Genomic DNA, 19,464 nt, shown 5'->3' with positions numbered 1-19,464 from the left:
CATGTCTTTAGAGGAATACAATAAAAAACGTGATTTTACTCAAACCTCTGAGCCTAAAGGTGATCTTGAAAATGAGAATCTCCATAGGTTTGTAATTCAGCGTCATCGTGCTTCCAGATTACATTATGATTTGAGGCTTGAGGTTGATGGTGTTCTTAAAAGCTGGGCCGTTCCTAAAGGTCCTTCCATGAATCCCGACGATAAGAGGCTTGCCATTGAAACTGAAGATCACCCGGTAAAGTATCTAAACTTTGAAGGATCGATCCCAAAGGGTAATTATGGAGCTGGGAAAATGAGGATCTGGGATACCGGTACATTTGAATCGGTAGGAGATTTTGGGGCTGAGGAGGCTTTAAAAAAGGGTGATCTAAAAGTGAAATTTCATGGTAAGAAGATAAAAGGAACATTTGCCCTGGTTCGAACGAGAAGGCAGGATGGACAGAAGCACTGGCTACTCATAAAGAAAAAAGACGATCATTCTGTAACATCAAATTACGACGCAGAAGACTATGCTCCACAAGGAATCGTAAAAAGCCTAAACGATTCTGATATCATAAAGCCAATGCTGGCGACTGCGGCAGATGGAATTTTTAGCAAACCCGGTTGGATCTACGAGTTGAAATGGGATGGTTACAGAGTACTTGCAAGTATCAGCGATGGTAATGTGAATCTGTACTCCAGGAATGGGATCAATTATAATGATAAGTTTTCAAAGCTTGCTCAGGACCTGGAAAGCATCCCTCATGATGTAATACTCGATGGCGAAGTGGTAATTCTGGATGAGCAGGGAAAACCTCGGTTTCAAAAACTTCAAAATTACGATAGTACTTCACCGGCAGATCTTCGATTCTATGTTTTTGACATACTCTTTCTAAATGGACACAGTACACTGGAGCTAAGCCTGCTTGAACGTAAAAGTTTACTTCCTGATGTTCTGGAAGGATTAGAGATGACCTATTACTGCGAGCATGTTGAAAGTATGGCAGATGCTTTTTACAAGAAAGCTTTAAAAGAGGGTATGGAAGGAGTGATCGCAAAAAAAGCGGACTCTGTTTATACTCCAGGTTATCGTAGTGAGAAGTGGTTAAAAATTAAAGGTACAAGCTCTGAAGAAGTTTTGATCTGTGGTTATACAAATTCAAAAGGATCCGTTTTCGGTTCACTAATACTCGGGATCTACAGAGAAGGTGAATTACAATACGTAGGTAATTGCGGAACAGGATTTTCATCTTCGGTACAACAGCAATTACTTCAGAAGATGCAGGATCTTGAAATTCAAAAGTCACCTTTCCGTCAGAAAATAAATCTTAAAGGCAGAACACCAAATTGGGTGAAACCAGAACTTGTGTGCGAGATCAAATTTTCAGAATGGACAGAGAGCGGTAGAATGCGTCATCCTGTTTACAAAGGTTTGAGAGAAGACAAATCTATAAGTAATCTGAAATCTACTAATGAAGCCTCTCGGAAATCTTCAAAGGCTAGTTCTAATGCCTTAGAAATAAATGGCAGAACAGTTAATGTCACTAATCTGGACAAGATCTACTGGCCGGGAGAAGGTTTCAGGAAGTACGATCTCATCGATTACTACATACAAATTTCAGAATATATGATCCCTTTTTTAAAAGATCGTCCACAAAATCTTCACAGGCACCCAAATGGTATCGAGAAAGAAGGTTTTTACCAGAAGGATAATGAAGGTTTGCTGGATTCATGGATCGAAACTTTAAAGATTTGGTCTACTTCTGCGAAAAGAGATATTCAGTACCTTCTCTGCCAGGATGAGGCGAGTTTGATCTATATGGCAAACCTGGGTTGTATCGAGATCAATCCATGGAATAGCAGGAAAAACACTTTGGATCAACCAGATTACGTTATTATTGATCTGGATCCTTCAGAAAAAAATACATTTGAGGAAGTAATCGAAGTTGCGCAGGTAACACAGGGAATTTTAGAGTCGGCAAAAATTGAAGCTTATTGTAAGACTTCAGGATCTTCGGGAATTCATATTTATATCCCACTTGGTGCGAAATATTCTTACGAAGAAGGTCGTGAATTTACAAAGCTCATCTGTTATTATGTTCTCGAGAGAACCAAAGGACTTACCAGTATGGATCGTGCTGTAAAGAATAGGAAAAATAAGATCTACCTGGATTACCTGCAGAATAGACGCGGACAAACCCTGGCTGCTCCTTATTGTGCGCGACCTAAACCCGGTGCTCCTATTTCAGCTCCTCTACACTGGAACGAATTGAAGTCTGGTCTAAAGATCAGAGATTTTAATATAAAGAATATGCCTGCCAGAATTATCGAAAATCCTGATCTATTTAAAGGAGTGTTAGCTGAAGGTATAGATATGGGAAAAGCGTTGGAAGCTCTAAACCGACTTTAATACTAAAATAATTATAAAACTAGGCCATCTGGCAGACTCGGTTCAGAATTAAATATAACTTGAACCAAAACCTTAATTTTAATGATCAAACGTTTTAAAAAACTACTAGGCAGGTATAGAAATCTCGATCAAATTCATATCGTGCCCTATAGAAGCTATGGTACTTATTCACATTTATATGTCTTTGGACGGGTTTTAGATAATGAACCACTGAATATCGTCAAGGAACAGTCCGTTTTTCGGACTATAAAAAATACGTATAAGCAATTCGATAGCTTTGAAATTCCTGATGCTGAAATGGAGCTAGTGGTTCCTGGAAAAGTAAATTTAAGAACGACTACCAGCGATGAAGGCTATTTTCTGTTTGATGAGACTTTTAATGAAAATTTATCGGAATATGCGTCTAATGAAGGCTGGATAGATTACGAGGTTAGGTACTGCGAAAAGGTAGAACCTAGAACAGATGAATTGGAGAATCCAAAACGTGGGGAATTTCTCATTCCGCAGCATGATGCTGAATTCGGGGTCATAAGTGATATTGATGATACGATATTGCATACAGGAGTTACTTCCTTTCTGAAATGGCGACTCTTGAAGAATTCATTGCTAACGAATGCATATAAACGAATTCCATTAAAAGGAGCTCCAAGCCTTTATCAGAAATTACATGAGGGAACTAGCGGTAAGTTTAGAAATCCCATGTTTTACCTAAGTAACAGTCCCTGGAACATGTATGAGTATCTCAAATTGTTTTTGGATCATAACAACTTTCCAAAAGGTCCTATGTTGTTACGTGATCTTCGAACTCCTTTTGAAAGCACTATAAAGCCTGAAAAACCGCATAAGCAAAAAGAGATCACCAATATATTGAAAACCTATCCAGATCTAAAATTTATCCTGATTGGAGATAGTGGTGAACATGATGCGAGTATCTATACAGATATTGCGGCTCAGTACTCAGATCGTATTTTGGCGATCTATCTAAGAAGTGTAAAACACAAAAAGCAGATGCAACGAGTGCAAAGTATCATCGATAATTTTGATACAGTACCGGTGCTTATGGTGATGAGTAGTGAGGAAGCTGAAGAACACGCCCTTTATAATGGTTTTATAAAATAGTCTGGTTTTAAAATTTAAAATATAAAAAAAGTCCCTTGAAAAAGGGACTTTTTAATTTTTGTATATGCTGTTTTAGCTTGGATCGATACTGGTTCCAACCGCGGCTCTTTCCTGAACCGGAGACTTTCTTGGCATAGTTCCAAAGATCTGGTCCCAAAGTGGAGAGGAGACTCCGAAAGCACGATCTGGTTCACGATAATGGTGAATACTGTGATGATGCCATAGGATCTTCAGAAAATTATCTGGAACCTTAAAAGCGTGTACAGAATAATGAACAGCCAGGTAAGCAGCATAACCAATCAGGAAACCTGCAAGAAAACCGAATACATAATCGCCTAGTACTGCACGATAAATGATGAATAGCACAGTCGCAATTACAAGGCTAAGAACAGGAGGCATAGCCAGCCTGGATTTATCCTTTGGGTAATCATGATGTACACCGTGCATAGTATAGCTCAATTTTTGCTTTTTAGGTGTAGTTGCTGGAATGTGATACAAGTACCTGTGCATTACATATTCAATTAATGTAAAGAAGAACAGGCCTGCAAGGAATAATCCAATCATCGCCGGTGCTTCAAAACCTTTATCAATAATTCCGTAGTAAATCAATGCGACAGAGATCAATCCGAAGATGATCAATGGCAGTGATATATGCGTATGCGTTAACTTTTCCAGGATCGGGTTATCGAAAAGTTTTGGAGAACCCTTGTGTTTTGGTCTTTTTAGCTTAGTAGATTCCATAGTCAATTATCATTTAAAAAAGTCCGTGTAACTGTCCATCGATGCGGTTAATGATATCACCGAGGTCTTCCGGATTGTCCACAAAATTAATATTATCTACATCAATTATAAGCAAATTTCCTTTGTTATAACCGTGGACCCATGCTTCGTAGCGTTCATTCAGCCTGCTTAAATAGTCAATAGAGATAGAATTCTCATAATCACGCCCTCTGCTATGGATCTGTTTTACGAGATTAGGGATACTGCTTCTTAAATAAATGAGCAGATCTGGTCCCTGTACCACACTTTCCATAAGATCAAAAAGTGATTTATAGTTTTCAAAGTCCCTATTGGTCATAAGACCCATTGCATGCAAGTTCGGGGCGAAAATATAAGCATCCTCATAGATCGTACGATCCTGAATGATCTTCTGGCCACTCTCACGAATTTGAAGGATCTGCCTGAACCTGCTATTCAAAAAATAGATCTGCAGGTTAAACGACCAGCGCTCCATTTTGTTGTAAAAATCTTCGAGGTAAGGGTTTTCCAGAACATCTTCGAACTGAGGTTCCCAGTTGTAATGCTTTGCTAGTAATCGAGTTAATGTTGTTTTTCCTGCACCAATATTTCCTGCTATGGCTACATGCATAATTTATTTCTTAGGCTGAATTAAGGAGTGTAAAGATAAAAGAATTGAGTTAAAATGGTCTATTTCAATAACGATCGGGAAATTATTTTTCATCGTACTTAACATGTCCGCGTTAAAGATTATTAATTTATTGAATAACAGCACATTAAAAAATAAATTACTAAGAAAATCAACTATATGAAAAAGATGATATTAGTGATGGGACTTCTAGCTGGATTTAGCTCATGTTCCCAGAGTGATCAGGATGAAATTTTAACTACAGATGCCCGAGCTAACACTTCCACAATAGAGGTGACAGATTTGCCAATTGGTGTAAAATATGCTGAAAGTCAAACTGGAATTGCAGGATCTTATAATAGATTAAAGCAGTCTCTACAAAAGAATGAAGCTATCAGTATTGTTGCTGAAGTAGACCATTCTGCCAACGCAAAATCGATTGGTGAAGAACTGGATTATACCAGTATTATTTTCTTCGGAAATCCAGTTTTAGGAACTCCGTTAATGCAAAGAAATCAGCTAGCCGGACTTGATCTTCCGCAAAAAGTGTTATTCTTTAAGGATGCTGAAAAAAATGAATTGGCGTTATATAATTCTGTAGAATATTTGAGTTCAAGACATGGATTGGAAGGCGTATCGACACTGCCTAAAATTTCGGGAGCCCTCGAGAACCTTGTCTCAGCTGCTACTAAGTCTGAAGTTGAAGTTTCACCAGTTCAACCGGTTGATGAGGGTGAAGGAGTTGTAACGAAAACCAGTAATCAAAATTTTGAGGATACCTATAGCGATCTCAAAGTTTTTCTTCAGAATAATCCAGACATCAAAATTGTAGCAGAGCTGGATCACCAGGCTAATGCTGCTAGTGTCGGTCTTGATTTGAGATCTACTAAAATTATTATTTTCGGTAATCCAAATCTTGGGACACCCCTAATGCAGAAGGATCAATCTATTGGACTGGACCTTCCGCAGAAAATGCTGGTTTGGGAGGATGCAGATGGTAAAGTTTCTATCTCCTATAATGATCCCTTCTTTATTGCTGAAAGACATGGGATTACGAATTCTGATGATGTTTTAAATAAAATCAAAACGGCATTGGAAACTATTGCTGAAAATGCTGCTACTTCAGATTAAAAATTTGAAAAAATACAGGAGTTACAATTATAGTTTGTCCACAAGCAATCCAGAAAATCTGTGATCATATGAAAAAATAATCCGATACATATCAATCGGATTATTTTTTGTTTTATAAAAATCATTCCGAAGAAATATGCAGCGATGGCAATTTCAGAATGCAAGGGATGAAATCCAATTCCGCAGCGATTGGGATCAAATATCGGGGTGGCTAATAAATGATCGATGTCCACGATCATGGTAGCAGCAAGAATAGTCCAGTATTTTAACCAGTTTTCACGGTCATAGAACCAGGCGATCACGGCGATCACCAAAAAGTGCATGGAGTAATGCACCAGACTCTGTAGCATCAGCCTTTGTTATTTTCTTCCGGTTGTTCTCGAAGGAGTCCGTTAAGTTTGCGTTCCAGGGCAACATACCTTGAAAATCCAACAACTATAAATAGAATACAGAGGAAAAGGGACAAATAACCTACCCACATCAGGCTGATTCCTTGATAATCCTTGATCTGCAATAATGCAAGTCCGCTAATAAGCAAATATATAGATGCCCGAATATAGCTGAGTAAGGTTCTTTCGTTGGCAAGTTTAGTTCGTTCTAAAGCAAGATGTTCACGAAGCAGTTTTTCGTCAATGATTCTGGCTTTAAAAGGGTTATGTAATTTTACTTTTCTCATAGTTCAAAAGGGAAAAACATCGGGATAATAAATGAGGCCGCGATCCAGATGATAAAGTTAAGCGGAGTTCCGAACTTTAGAAAATCTCTGAACCTATAATTTCCCGGCGCGTACACCATTGTATTCACGGGATAGCTTACCGGGGTCATAAATGTAAGGGAGCATGCGAACATGACACCAATCAAAAAAGGTTTTTCGCTCACCTGCATCGCCCCGGCCAGACTTATGACTATGGGCGTCATAAGAGCTGCCGCCGCTTTACTGGATAAGACATTAGTAGATAGAAAAGTGAATAGAAATATCATGCTTAACGTCCACCGGGGATCCATATCGCCCAAAGTTTCAAAAACGTATTGGGAAACAATATCGGAACCACCGGTTTTTTCCAAAGCTTTTCCCATGGATAGTACACCGGCGATCATAAATATCACTTTCCATTCAATAGCTTCGTAAGCTTCCTGAGGTTTTAAAATGGTAAGGGTGACGATCAATAAACTTCCAACCATCGCACTTATGAGGATAGAAGTAATGTTAAATGCTGCAGCGGCAACTACACCAATTACGATCAGCAACGCAGGAATGGCCTTTTTATAGTTCACATTTCTTCCCTGGTATTCTGAAAGTGTTACGATCATTTTTTCTGAAGCAAGGACTGAAATTGCTTTTTCTGAAGCGAATAACAACATCATATCGCCTTCTCTAAGAACTACTCGCGAAACATCTTCGGTGATCGTTTCCTTACGATGTCGAATAGCCAGAACAGAGGCATAATAAGTGCTTCTGAAGTTCATATCCCTAATGGAATTACCCGCAAGTTCAGATCCATATGGAATCATGACTTCGAAGATCTTTTTTTCTTCTGAAACTTCTGAGGCATCCTGATTGGCCTCCATTTCCTTGATGCTTTCTTTGTCACCTCTAACAGAAATACCTTTTTTTGATTTTAATTTTGCCAGGTTTACTGGATCCACCAGAATTCTAATCCTATCGTTTTCTCTTAAGACCGTTTCACCATTGATTTCATAAACCCGGTAGTGTTTTCTTTTTATTCTAAGTATCTGGATTTTATAGTCTTTGACCAGTCTGGATTCTGAAACAGGTAGGTCGATATCAACATGATCATGATGTAGTTCGATCTCCGCCATATACTTTTCAGTTTGCTTTATCAGTCCTGTGTTTTCAGGCAGTCCGCGTTTTGGCAATAGAACTGGTCCAAGCAGGAAGATATAAGCGAGGCCAATAGCAAGTAAGCACAGAGCAGCCATTGAAAATTCGAACATGCCGAAGGGCTCAGAACCTAGTTTTTCAGCATAACTGCTTACCAGGATATTAGTTGAGGTTCCAATAAGGGTGCAAGTGCCACCAAACAACGCTGAAAAAGAGATAGGAATTAGAAGTCTGGCGGGGCTAATTTCAGCTTCCCGGCAAACCAATAGTGCCACAGGAATAAGAATTGCAACTACCGCAGAATCATTAATAAAGGCAGAAAGCACAGCTGAAGTGAGACACAATGAAACGAGTGCAGAAAAATAATTTATACGCGCAATTTTGATGAGCCTGGCACTAAGACCGTCAATAATACCCGATTTGAAAACGGCAGCACTAACCACGAACATACAACCAAGCGTAATAGTTGCAGGGTGGTTAAATCCCGAAAAACCTTCTTCGGGACTTAGAACTCCCGAAATAATAAAAAGCGCCATGATAATGATAGAAGTGGTGTCTATCGAAAAATAATCGCGCACGAACAGGATGATACCAATGATGATGATCGCAACGGTGAGATACAATTCCATCTGAATTTATTTAATATAACAACCTGATGTTCTTCTTAAAGATAAGACTTCTTTTTATTACCTGATTTAATTTCTATTTTACAGTAAAATATGAAAATGGATAAAGCTAAACCAGAGAATTGGCTACGAGGTAAAGTAGAGAATGTTCCCGACCTGTTGCAGCCGGCAGCGCATGCACTACTTCAGTCAAAAGAAGAACTACGGAAATATCTGGATGATTTCCCTGCAGGTGAATTATGGACAAAACCTGCGGGAAGAGCGTCTCTAGGGTTTCATCTTCAGCATATAGCTGGTGTGACAAACCGTTTGATCACTTACGCAAAAGGCGAACAATTAAGTGAAGCTCAGTTGCAATATTTAAAACTGGAAGGAAAAGCTGATGCCTCTATAAGTGTTGAAGAACTTATAATTCAGGCTGAAAATGAATTGAGCGAAGCGGTAGAATTTCTGAAATTACAGAAGCCTGAAGATCTTACCAATACGGTGGAAGTAGGGAGGAAGCGAATTAAGTCAAGTTTAATTGGCGTACTTTTTCATGCTGCGGAACATTCTCAAAGGCATATAGGACAAATGCTGGTGACAATATCTGTAGTAAAAGACTCCTAAAATGGCAATTTAGTAAGATCAACATTTCCTCCAGAAATGATCAAACCCACTTTCTTGTTCCTGAACTTATCTTTCTGCTGAAGAATGGCGGCCAGGGCCACGGCACTGGAGGCTTCTACAACGATCTTCATGCGTTCCCAAATCAAGCGCATAGCCGCAATGATCTCTTCTTCAGAAACCCTGATGATCTCTGAGACATGATCCCTGATTATAGGGAAGTTAACATCTCCAAGCATTGTTTTGAGTCCGTCGGCAATGGTTAGTACAGAAGCGTTACTTTCAATCTTTCCACTTTTTAAAGATCTCCATGCGTCATCAGCTTCCATAGGTTCTGCACCAATACAAAGACAATTTTGAAGCAAAACATGTGTGGAGATAGCAGTTCCGGCAATCAGGCCACCGCCGCCAACCGGGCAAACGACCATATCCAGTTCAGGATGATCCAGCAATAATTCGGTTGCCGCAGTTCCCTGTCCCAGGATAACATTCATATCGTTAGAAGGATGAATAAAACTTGCTCCTTTTTCTACCATTATCCTGTTAGCTGTAGCTTCCCGATCCTGAAGAGTAGAGGGACATTCTGTAATCTCACCTCCATAAGTTCTAACCGCAGCTTTTTTAACTTCTGGAGCCGAATCGGGCATTACAATGTAAGCAGGAACATTCAGACTTTTAGCAGCCAGAGATAATGCCTGTGCAAAATTTCCTGAAGAATGTGTGACCACACCGGCGCTCTTTTGGGTATCAGACAGCTTTGAAATTGCATACATCGCACCGCGCATCTTGAATGCACCCATCTTTTGAAAGTTTTCGCACTTAAAATGAATTTCACAGCCGGCCATTTCGTCAATCAACTTAGAAGTTAGAACCGGAGTTCTGTGGATAAATGTCGCTATAGTTTCCAGAACTTTTAGAAGTTCTTCTTTGCTGCTATTCAAATCTTTCAGTTTTATATTAAAATAAAAAATCCCCGTAATTACGGGGATTTTTTTTATTCATTAATTGGTATCGTTAACATGGGAATTTCAGCTTTTTTAACCAGTTCCATCGAGACGCTTTCATTCAGCAGATTGTAGAGGAAACTATGTTTATGAGTTCCAACTATCAGTAAATCTACATTTAGTTTTTTAGCTTCCTCAAGAACGGTGCTTACCGTTGATCCTTGAATAAGTAAAGCGTCGCTTTCAACCTCTTTACTTATAAAGCTATCGCACACCTGTTGAAGACTACGATGTTCTTCGCGATATTCTTCAGCTTGAAGATCTCTTATATATTGAGGTCCTGGTTCATAACCAACAAAATCCGGTTCTGGATCTGCCACATGCAAAACCCATAATTTCGCTCCATATTTTTCAGCAAGACTATCAGCAAAGATCATTAATTCACCAATGCTGTCATTGAAGTCTACCGCTACCATGATATTTTTGAATGTATCCATAGTAAATTAATTAGTAACCTCTGTCTAATTCAACCTTGTTCTTCAGATCCTGATTTTCCTTCATACGATCGTAATTTTCAGCGATCTGCGGAACCACAGATTCCGGCTTGGTTACACTGGCAATATGCGGAGTGATATTGATACGATCATGTTCCCAGAAAGGATGTTCTTCAGGCAATGGCTCTTCTCTGAATACATCCAGGGATGCTCCTGAAAGATGACCATTGTCGATCATTTTCATTAAATCATGCTCCACGAGATGTTCACCACGAGCAACATTGATCACGTACGCACCTTCTGGTAGCATATCAAAAAGATCTTCATTCAGAATATTTTCTGTGTCTTCAGTCAAAGGAAGAAGACAAACTAAAATTTCAGAATTATTTAAAAATTCTTCCAGTTGATCTTTCCCGTAATAGCTAGTAACATTATCACAATCTTTTTCTGTTTTTGACCATCCGGACACATTGAAAAAGTTCTTGTGTAATTTATCTGCAACAGCATTACCAAGGACACCAAGTCCCATAATTCCGACATTGGTATTTTGTGGTCGTTTATATTGAGACCTGTCCCATTGTTTTTTATACTGCGATTTTACATAACCATGAAGATTACGAATATGATTCATTACCTGGCTAAGTACGAAATCTCCCATATCTTCGGTAAGTGTTTCGTCTACTACTCTCGTAATTGCAACGTTTTCAGGGAGAGAATTATCACTTAATATATGATCTACACCGGCACCCATACTGGCGATTACTTTTAAATTCGGATAATTCTTGAATAATCCTCTTGGGTGGTTCCAGGTTAGCGCAAATTTTACCTCTTCCGGGTCATGTTCTTCCGGATAGGTATAAATATTCATTCCCGGATGTTGATTTTTTAATGCTTCTACCCATGCCTCCGAATCTCTTCCCGGAGCAACGATTAATACTGACATAAATTTTTCTTTTTCATTTAACTCACAAAAGCGCTGTAACCGGTAATTGCACGGCCAACGATCAATGAATTGATTTCTTTAGTTCCTTCATAACTGTAGATCGCTTCAGCATCTGCTACAAAACGAGCTACATCGTATTCTAATAATATTCCATTTCCACCAAGAACCTCTCTTGCTCTGCTTACCACATCCCGCATTCTCATACTACAGTAAACCTTCGCAAGACTTGCATGTTCATCTGTAAGAAGATCCTGATCCTGCATTTCTGATAATCTAAAGCAAAGCGTCTGCATCGCTGTAAGATTTGAAAGCATTTCCACAAGATGATTTTGAATAAGCTGAAAAGAGGCAATAGGTCTCCCAAACTGCTCTCTTTTTTTGGTGTATTTCAAAGCGCTTTCATAAGCACCTCTGGCACATCCAACGGCTTGCCATGCTACTCCGGCTCTGGTCATTCTAAGAACATTGGCAGTGTCTTTAAAAGAATTCGCGTTCTGCAATCGGTCACCTTCAGGGATCTTGCAATCCTTAAGCGTTATGATCGCATTCTGCACGATTCTCAATGCCATTTTATCCTGTATCTTTTCTGCTGAAAAACCTGGGTTTTCCTTACGTACCAGGAAACCTTTTACTCTGTCAGAGTCAAGATCCCGAGCCCAAATAACAATTACATCAGCGAAAGTGGCGTTTCCTATCCATTTTTTCTGACCATTCAATACCCAGTTCTCTCCATCAAATTTGCAGGTAGTTTCGAGTCCGCCAGCAACTCCAGAACCAACATTAGGTTCGGTAAGGCCAAAGGCACCGATCTTTTCCATTTTTGCCATTTGTGGTAACCATTCCTGTTTCTGTTCTTCACTTCCGCATAGATAAATGGAACCCATGGCGAGACCGCTGTGGACTCCAAAGAAGGTAGAGATTGAAACGTCTACACGTGCAATTTCCTGAGCTATGATACCTTCCATCAAAAATGGCATGTTTGGACATCCATATCCTTCATAAGGAACGCCAACAATATTCAGTTTGCTGAATTTTTTGATCACCTCAAATGGAAACTGATCTTTCTTCCAGTATTCATTTACTATAGGGCGAATCTCGTCTTCCATGAAATTTCTAACCTTAAGCTGAATTTCCCGTTGTTCCGGCGTAAGCTTGAGATCCAGATTATAAAAATCACCATCGATAGGAGGCAGGTCGTGCTGACCTTTCTTCTTCTTGGTTTTTAACATTTTCATTAATCCGGCGAGTTGACGGTCGTCAAGTTTGCCCAAAGTTTTCATCGCTTCAGCTAGATCAATCTTTTGATTGATCTTAGCGAGCTGATCCAGATCAACCGATTTTAGAAGGTTAACCGTATCACGAACTTTTTTAAATAAAGACATAGAAATTCCTCTTGGTGGAATTTCAATTTAGGAATTAAAACAGCGTTCGCTTGTTAAGGTTTTCCGAAGAATTGATAAAAAATATCGAGCTTCTCAATAATTATTTAGGGAAAGTTTACAATATCTGCTTTCCTGATATATCGAAGCATTCTATAATTTTAGAGAAACCTATAAAATCAATAATTATGGAACATCCACAGGAAAAATATCCAAAACCACCATTTGAAAATCTCAACCAGAGTGAACCGGGAACAGAAAGTAGTATAGAACCGGATACAGATCATGGTGAAAAATCCTATAAAGGTTCAGGTAAACTCAAAGGCAGAAACGCGATCATTACCGGGGCAGATAGCGGAATTGGAAGAGCAGTCGCAATTGCTTTTGCCAGGGAAGGGGCAAACATATTGATCTCCTATCTTGAAGAACACGAGGATGCTAAAGAAACAGCCCGACTCGTAGAAGAGGCAGGGAAAAAAGCAGTTTTAGTTCCGGGAGATATTGGTGATCAGGCACATTGTAAAAGTATAGTAGAAAAGGCTATTGCTGAATTTGGCCAGATCGATATCCTGGTAAATAATGCTGCTTACCAGATGGCGAGAGATTCTTTGCAGGAAATTTCAACAGAAGAATGGGACTACACCTTTAAAACGAATATTTACTCCCTGTTCTATTTATGTAAAGCGGCCGAACCTCATATGAAACCGGGCAGTACAATTGTAAATACCACATCAGTAAATGCATACAATCCACGTCCAGATCTTCTGGCCTATGCTGCTACTAAAGGTGCGATACAGAATATTACAGCGAGTATGGGACAATTGCTAGCAGACAAAGGGATTCGGGTGAATTGTGTTGCTCCGGGACCAATCTGGACGCCACTTATCCCGGCAACCATGTCAAACGATGTGGTGAAGAATTTTGGAGGTAATACCCCTATGAAACGACCGGGACAACCAGCAGAATTGGCGGCAGCTTTTGTTTTGCTAGCTTCCGAAGATTCTAGTTATATGACTGGCTCAACGGTACAGGTCACTGGTGGCCAGTATACGATTTGATCTATTAAAAAAGCCTCTAAACTTTTAGAGGCTTTTTACATATTTTAGTGTGATTTTATTTCAAATCGAAACTCTCTTTGATCTTATCCACATAATCGAGTTTCTCCCAGGTAAATAGTTCCACTTCCTTGGTAATCTTACCATTATACGGACTTTCAAAAACTTTAGTTTCTGTACGCGGAGTTTTTCCCATATGTCCATATGCAGCAGTTTCCCGGTAAATAGGATTTCTTAACTTCAGTCGTTCTTCGATCGCAGCTGGTCTCATATCAAAGATATTACGAACCTTTTCAGCAATCTGACCATCAGAAAGATCTGTATTGTTTTTTCCATAGGTATAAACCGAAATAGAAGTTGGTTCGACCACTCCAATTGCATAAGATACCTGTACTAAAATTTCAGGAGCTACACCCGCAGCTACCAGGTTCTTGGCAATATGTCTGGAAGCATACGCGGCAGATCTATCTACTTTAGAAGGATCTTTTCCTGAGAATGCACCACCACCGTGAGCACCTTTTCCACCATAGGTATCTACGATAATTTTTCTTCCGGTAAGCCCTGCGTCACCATGCGGACCTCCAATTACGAACTTACCTGTAGGATTAATATGGTAAATAATATCATCATTAAACAATTCCTGGACATAATCTGGCAGTTGTTTCTTAACTCTTGGGATAAGAATCTCAACCATATCCTTTTTGATCTTCGCCAGCATTTTCTCATCATCCTGATCAAAATCATCATGCTGAGTAGAAACCACGATCGCAACAATTCTTTCTGGCACGTTGTCATCGCTATATTCAATAGTCACCTGGCTCTTGGAATCAGGTCGTAGATATTCGATATCCTTTCCTTCTCTTCTAAGTTTAGCCAGTTCAATAAGGATACGATGTGAAATATCCAATGCCAGCGGCATATAGTTTTCAGTTTCATTGGTCGCATAACCAAACATCATTCCCTGGTCACCAGCACCCTGTTCCTCCTTCTTTCCACGATCCACACCCTGGTAAATATCCTGGGACTGTTCGTGAATAAGGGAGATCACACCGCAACTATCACCACTAAATTTATAAGCACCTTTTGTATAACCAATATCATTGATCACATCACGTGCGATATTTTGAACATCCAGGTATGTATTACTACGTACTTCACCAGCAAGTACTACCTGCCCGGTTGTAACCAGAGTTTCGCAAGCTACTTTCGATTCGCCATCGAAGGCAAGAAAATTATCCAGTAACGTATCACTAATTTGATCTGCAATTTTATCCGGGTGTCCTTCAGATACACTTTCTGAAGTAAATAAATAAGCCATTCAATTACTTTTTAAGTTTATAAGAATGGAAAAATTTGACGTGTGAAGCTAAAAAGGAGTGTAATTACCATTCTGCTTTAGCATTTTAAAACATCGATGTGATGTAGAGGGTTGCAATCAGTCAAATCTATCCCTTTCAATAAGTTGATACAAATGTATAAAATTTAAAAGGATAGCAAATCGATTTAACGCCATTTTAAAGGACGTGGAATTACAGTTGGATTTTTCGGAATAATCAGGGCGTTTCGCTTCGCCCGTTCCGGTCTCGCGCCGGGCTTTCGCGACTCGCTTTTTGGTTCTAAAAAGAACCAAAAGAGCTCAAACAAGTCGCTCAATCCCTAACGCAACCAAAAAAAATATACTTCGTAACTATCAGTATTTACGCGGGTTACACTTTGTAAATTCTAGAAGGCTAAAAAAATAAGTTCGTAAAAGCTTGGATAATAAAAAACTCTGCCGTTATCTTTGTGAAACAATTTTTGAACAATGTACAGAACAGTTTGCAATATGATGATGTGTATGATGTGGAGAACTTCCGCAGCGCATCTTATTGCATAATTCTGAAAGAATATATATTGCAAAAAGCCGCTGCCAACCGCAGCGGCTTTTTTTATTGCCAAAATTGAAATTAGAACACAAAACTTTACAATTATGAAATTACAGGTAACAGTTAAAAATATGATGAACATGCGCATGATGATGTGTATGTGCAGCATGTATAGCTATTACCTGAACTCGAGAATATAGATTTTAAAAAGGAATCAATTCAAAAGTCCCCCTGGTAATAGCATATCAGGGGGACTTTTTTATTTCAATCAATTCCAATTTTTTTAAATTTTATATTATGAGTACTCAAAAATTTTCAACACAGGCATTACATTCAGGACACGATACAACTCAAAATGGAGGAACCAGAGCAGTACCAATTTACCAGACCAGTTCCTATGTTTTTAATGATAGTCAGCATGCAGCAGATCTATTTTCTCTAGCAAAGCCAGGTTTTATTTATACCCGTTTAAATAATCCCACCAATGATGTGCTGGAACAAAGGCTGGCAGCACTTGAAGGTGGAATTGGAGCGGTGGTTACAGCATCTGGAACTGCTGCGATAAATACCGCATTACTAACCTTACTAAAGGCTGGCGATCATATTGTAGCCAGTAGCAGTTTGTATGGTGGGACTTTTAACCTTCTTCAAAATACACTGCCAAGATTTGGTATAACAACCACTTTTGTAGATCCACGTGATCCGGGAAATTTCAAAAAAGCAGCACAGGAAAATACCCGGGTATTTTTTGTTGAATCGCTGGGGAATCCAAAACTGGATGTTCTGGATCTGGAAGCAATTTCCAAAGAGGCAAAAGAATTCAAAGTACCATTTATCGTGGACAATACCGTAGCCACACCATACCTTCTGAATCCAATAGAATATGGAGCAGATATCGTTATACACTCTTTAACCAAATATATTGGAGGGAATGGAACCAGTCTTGGTGGAGTGATCATTGACGCTGGTAAGTTCGACTGGTCTAGTGGTAAATTTCCTGAGTTTACCGAGCCATCTCCAGGATATCATGGATTAGTTTATCACGAAGCATTACAGGAAGCAGCATTCATAGCTAAAGTCAGGATCGAAGGATTGCGTGATCATGGTGCAGCTTTGAGTCCGTTCAATGCGTTCCAGATCATCCAGGGACTAGAAACGCTGAAAGTTAGAATAAACGAACATAGTAAAAATGCGCTGGAACTCGCCACCTGGCTAGAGCAGCAGGAGGAAGTGGAATGGGTGAATTATCCAGGCCTCGAATCCAGCGAGTACTACGATATCGCTCAGCAGTATTTACCAAAAGGACAAAGCGGACTAGTGACTTTCGGGATCAAAGGAGGTTATGAAGTAGCTAAAAAAGTAGTGGACGCTTCAAAGGTGTTTTCACTGCTTGCCAATATTGGAGATACTAAATCCCTCATTATTCATCCTGCCAGTACCACTCACCAGCAGTTGAAAGACGAAGAACAATTATCTGCCGGGGTTAAACCGGATCTAATAAGGCTTTCAGTAGGACTGGAAGATACAGAAGATCTTAAAGCAGATTTGAAGCAGGCTTTTGCTCAGGTTACTCAACAATCACTTGTTTAATTTTAGTTTGGTTTAATCGCCGGAGCCTGTATGCAATGTATGCGGCTCCGGTTTAACCTCAATTTTATGCAACAAATAAGAATAACAGGTTTTAGGAATAGTGCCGGCAGCGTTCAGAACATTGATGTTTGTTTCCAGCTATTTGGCAGAAAACTGGGCACCGCTCCGGTAATTTTGGTGAATCATGCGCTTACCGGAAATGCCCAGGTTTGCGGTTCAGGAGGCTGGTGGAGTGATATTGTGGGGCCCGGAGCTAGCATAGATACAGATCAATTTTCCATTATTTGCATCAATATTCCCGGAAATGGTATTCTGAAGAATGATGAAGATAGCTTTCATAACTATAAAGAATTTAGCTTGAATGATATTGCGAAAATCCAGGTTAAAGTTCTGGAACATTTAAATATTACTGAGCTATTTGCCATCATTGGAGCCTCAATTGGTGGAGCATTAGCCTGGCAGCTGGCAGCTTTAAAACCAGACCTTGCTTTACACGTGATACCAATCGCTACAGATCTGAAATCGACAGACTGGCTTCTGGCAAATTGTAAAATTCAGGACAGGATTTTAAATAATAGTGAGAATCCATTGGAAGATGCACGTATGCATGCGATGACCTTTTACCGCACGCCACAATCGCTTAGTTACAAATTCAGAAATGAAAAAGACGAAACTACGAATAGTTTTAAGGTAGAAAACTGGCTGGAGCATCACGGGAGTAAACTTAGATCGCGCTTTAGTTTAAGTTCCTATAAGCTGATGAACCATTTATTGACTACGATCAATATCTCAAATGACTCACAAAGCGCTATTGAAGTGGCCGCGCGGGTTAAAGGCCATATACATATGATCACGATAGATACCGATCTTTTTTTCCTGGCAGAAGAGAATTGGAATACTTACGTGGAGCTGTCTTTGTTTAAAAACAATGTCAGCATTCACGAGATCAAGTCTATTCATGGACATGATGCATTTTTGATCGAAACCGACCAGGTAGCAAGATTTTTAGAACCCATATTTCAACAAAAGAATTACACAAATGAAAATAATAAATCTCGCTCTGTTTGGGCCGGGTAAGGTTGGAAGTAAATTAATTCAGCAGATTATCGCTGCGAAAGATCAACTTCTAAGAAATTCAGACCTGGAGATCAGGATCATCCTGATTGCCGATTCCAGTAATTTGATCACTGATAAACTAGGTCTTAATGAGCACTGGAAAGAAAGGTTTAGCAAGGAAAAGCGCTCTTACCAATTCCACGATATTCTGGAATATTTAGAAAATAATGCATTTACTAATCTAATTTCCATAGACACTACGGCAAGTGATAGTTTACCGGAGAATTATATTGATTTGATCGAACATGGGAGTCATATTGTAGCCGCAAATAAAGTTGCCAATACACTAAGTCTGGATTTTTACGAGCAGTTAAGAACAGCGTTAAAACGAAATCATAAAATATTCCAGTACGAAACCAATGTGGGCGCTGGCTTGCCAGTGGTGGAAACCATTAAGAACCTGTACGATTCTGGAGAGCAGGTAACCAGAATTCGGGGAGTTTTCTCAGGTTCACTCAGCTATATATTTAATACGTATTCTAAGCAAAATGTTCAATTTTCAGAAGTGCTTCGGAAGGCTGGTGAATTTGGTTATACAGAGCCAGATGCACGGGTGGATCTTAGTGGGAAGGATGTGGCCAGAAAATTATTAATTCTTGCACGTGAACTTCAGCTAAAGAAAGAGCTGGAAGAGGTAAGTATTCAATCTTTACTTCCTACATCCTTAAATGGTGGAACCAGTTTACAGCATTTTCAGAAGCAAGTTTCTATTCTGGACGATATTTTTCAGAAGCATAAAGAGGAGAATAAGAGCGGAGAAGTATTGCGTTATGTGGGGGAACTCAATGTAGAAATTGGAAGTTTGCAAACCAGGTTGATCTCAGCGAATGCTGCAACTCCGCTTGGCCAAATTGATGGAACCGATAATATTTTTGAGATCTATTCTGAATCCTATAAAGAGTTTCCACTGGTTATACAAGGAGCGGGCGCAGGAATTGATGTTACCGCACGTGGTGTTTTTAGCGATATTCTGAAGATAAACAAGCAATTAAACTAAG

18 protein-coding genes are annotated in these 19,464 nt (G+C 39.4%); 8 read left to right on the top strand and 10 right to left on the bottom strand.

What is annotated here, in order from left to right; translation table 11 throughout:
• Nucleotide 1 precedes the first annotated feature (1 nt).
• Nucleotides 2-2,389: a DNA ligase D gene (ligD, locus tag ABVM50_RS01370; protein WP_405199642.1), complete on the top strand. Its 2,388-nt coding sequence runs from the start codon at nucleotides 2-4 to the stop codon at nucleotides 2,387-2,389.
• Nucleotides 2,390-2,470: 81 nt separating this feature from the next.
• The gene (locus tag ABVM50_RS01365) at nucleotides 2,471-3,508 is read left to right on the top strand and encodes an App1 family protein (protein ID WP_405199641.1); all 1,038 of its coding nucleotides are present in this window, start codon (nucleotides 2,471-2,473) and stop codon (nucleotides 3,506-3,508) included.
• A gap of 72 nt (nucleotides 3,509-3,580) precedes the next feature.
• Here the strand turns inward: ABVM50_RS01365 and ABVM50_RS01360 are convergent, their stop codons facing one another.
• Both ABVM50_RS01360 and ABVM50_RS01355 read right to left on the bottom strand, forming a co-directional pair.
• Complete coding sequence (locus ABVM50_RS01360; RefSeq protein ID WP_405199640.1) at nucleotides 3,581-4,249, bottom strand: sterol desaturase family protein; 669 nt, start codon at nucleotides 4,247-4,249, stop codon at nucleotides 3,581-3,583.
• Between the two features lie 13 nt (nucleotides 4,250-4,262).
• Nucleotides 4,263-4,877 (bottom strand): deoxynucleoside kinase, encoded by a 615-nt coding sequence (locus ABVM50_RS01355; protein ID WP_405199639.1) that lies wholly within the window; start codon nucleotides 4,875-4,877, stop codon nucleotides 4,263-4,265.
• A 177-nt stretch (nucleotides 4,878-5,054) separates the two neighbouring features.
• Here ABVM50_RS01355 and ABVM50_RS01350 point away from each other — a divergent pair, with 177 nt between their 5' ends.
• Nucleotides 5,055-6,005, top strand: a complete 951-nt coding sequence (locus tag ABVM50_RS01350; protein ID WP_405199638.1) for a DUF302 domain-containing protein — start codon at nucleotides 5,055-5,057, stop codon at nucleotides 6,003-6,005.
• On the opposite strand, the gene ABVM50_RS01345 is transcribed toward ABVM50_RS01350, so the two are convergent.
• The 3 genes from ABVM50_RS01345 to ABVM50_RS01335 are packed head-to-tail and all read right to left on the bottom strand — an operon-like array spanning nucleotide 6,002 to nucleotide 8,477.
• The gene (locus ABVM50_RS01345) at nucleotides 6,002-6,355 is read right to left on the bottom strand and encodes a DUF6122 family protein (RefSeq protein WP_405199637.1); all 354 of its coding nucleotides are present in this window, start codon (nucleotides 6,353-6,355) and stop codon (nucleotides 6,002-6,004) included. The two genes, ABVM50_RS01350 and ABVM50_RS01345, sit on opposite strands and share 4 nt — an antisense overlap.
• The gene (locus ABVM50_RS01340; protein WP_405199636.1) at nucleotides 6,355-6,681 is read right to left on the bottom strand and encodes a DUF202 domain-containing protein; all 327 of its coding nucleotides are present in this window, start codon (nucleotides 6,679-6,681) and stop codon (nucleotides 6,355-6,357) included. The genes ABVM50_RS01345 and ABVM50_RS01340 overlap by 1 nt, the downstream gene beginning before the upstream one ends.
• Nucleotides 6,678-8,477, bottom strand: a complete 1,800-nt coding sequence (locus ABVM50_RS01335) for an SLC13 family permease (protein WP_405199635.1) — start codon at nucleotides 8,475-8,477, stop codon at nucleotides 6,678-6,680. Before ABVM50_RS01335 ends, ABVM50_RS01340 begins: the two co-directional genes overlap by 4 nt.
• A 96-nt stretch (nucleotides 8,478-8,573) precedes the next feature.
• Between ABVM50_RS01335 and ABVM50_RS01330 the strand changes: the two genes are divergently transcribed.
• A complete protein-coding gene (locus ABVM50_RS01330) occupies nucleotides 8,574-9,083 on the top strand; it encodes a DinB family protein (protein WP_405199634.1) in 510 nt (169 codons plus the stop codon).
• Here the strand turns inward: ABVM50_RS01330 and ABVM50_RS01325 are convergent.
• The 4 genes from ABVM50_RS01325 to ABVM50_RS01310 are packed head-to-tail and all read right to left on the bottom strand — an operon-like array spanning nucleotide 9,080 to nucleotide 12,843.
• The gene (locus tag ABVM50_RS01325; protein WP_405199633.1) at nucleotides 9,080-10,021 is read right to left on the bottom strand and encodes a threonine/serine dehydratase; all 942 of its coding nucleotides are present in this window, start codon (nucleotides 10,019-10,021) and stop codon (nucleotides 9,080-9,082) included. The genes ABVM50_RS01330 and ABVM50_RS01325 overlap by 4 nt on opposite strands.
• A 53-nt stretch (nucleotides 10,022-10,074) precedes the next feature.
• A complete protein-coding gene (locus ABVM50_RS01320) occupies nucleotides 10,075-10,521 on the bottom strand; it encodes a universal stress protein (protein ID WP_405199632.1) in 447 nt (148 codons plus the stop codon).
• A 10-nt stretch (nucleotides 10,522-10,531) separates the two neighbouring features.
• Nucleotides 10,532-11,461, bottom strand: a complete 930-nt coding sequence (locus tag ABVM50_RS01315) for a 2-hydroxyacid dehydrogenase (protein WP_405199631.1) — start codon at nucleotides 11,459-11,461, stop codon at nucleotides 10,532-10,534.
• Nucleotides 11,462-11,478: 17 nt separating this feature from the next.
• Entirely contained in the window at nucleotides 11,479-12,843 is a 1,365-nt protein-coding gene (locus ABVM50_RS01310; RefSeq protein ID WP_405199630.1) for an acyl-CoA dehydrogenase family protein, read from the bottom strand.
• 185 nt (nucleotides 12,844-13,028) lie between these two features.
• Here ABVM50_RS01310 and ABVM50_RS01305 point away from each other — a divergent pair, with 185 nt between their 5' ends.
• On the top strand, nucleotides 13,029-13,898 hold the full coding sequence (locus tag ABVM50_RS01305; RefSeq protein ID WP_405199629.1) for an SDR family oxidoreductase: 870 nt from the start codon (nucleotides 13,029-13,031) through the stop codon (nucleotides 13,896-13,898).
• Nucleotides 13,899-13,953: 55 nt separating this feature from the next.
• Here the strand turns inward: ABVM50_RS01305 and metK are convergent, their stop codons facing one another.
• Nucleotides 13,954-15,213: a methionine adenosyltransferase gene (metK, locus tag ABVM50_RS01300; protein ID WP_405199628.1), complete on the bottom strand. Its 1,260-nt coding sequence runs from the start codon at nucleotides 15,211-15,213 to the stop codon at nucleotides 13,954-13,956.
• Nucleotides 15,214-16,057: 844 nt separating this feature from the next.
• On the opposite strand from metK, the gene ABVM50_RS01295 reads away from it, so the two are divergent.
• From ABVM50_RS01295 to ABVM50_RS01285, 3 genes are all read left to right on the top strand, one after another.
• Nucleotides 16,058-17,350: an O-acetylhomoserine aminocarboxypropyltransferase/cysteine synthase family protein gene (locus ABVM50_RS01295; protein ID WP_405199626.1), complete on the top strand. Its 1,293-nt coding sequence runs from the start codon at nucleotides 16,058-16,060 to the stop codon at nucleotides 17,348-17,350.
• A gap of 66 nt (nucleotides 17,351-17,416) precedes the next feature.
• Nucleotides 17,417-18,427, top strand: coding sequence for an alpha/beta fold hydrolase (locus ABVM50_RS01290; RefSeq protein ID WP_405199625.1), 1,011 nt, complete (start codon nucleotides 17,417-17,419; stop codon nucleotides 18,425-18,427).
• A complete protein-coding gene (locus ABVM50_RS01285; RefSeq protein WP_405199624.1) occupies nucleotides 18,390-19,463 on the top strand; it encodes an aspartate kinase in 1,074 nt (357 codons plus the stop codon). Before ABVM50_RS01290 ends, ABVM50_RS01285 begins: the two co-directional genes overlap by 38 nt.
• Nucleotide 19,464: the final 1 nt, after the last annotated feature.

The sequence above is a fragment of the Christiangramia sp. LLG6405-1 genome (genome assembly GCF_045055805.1).
GTDB lineage: Bacteria > Bacteroidota > Bacteroidia > Flavobacteriales > Flavobacteriaceae > Christiangramia.
This window is presented reverse-complemented; position numbering and strand designations above follow the sequence as displayed.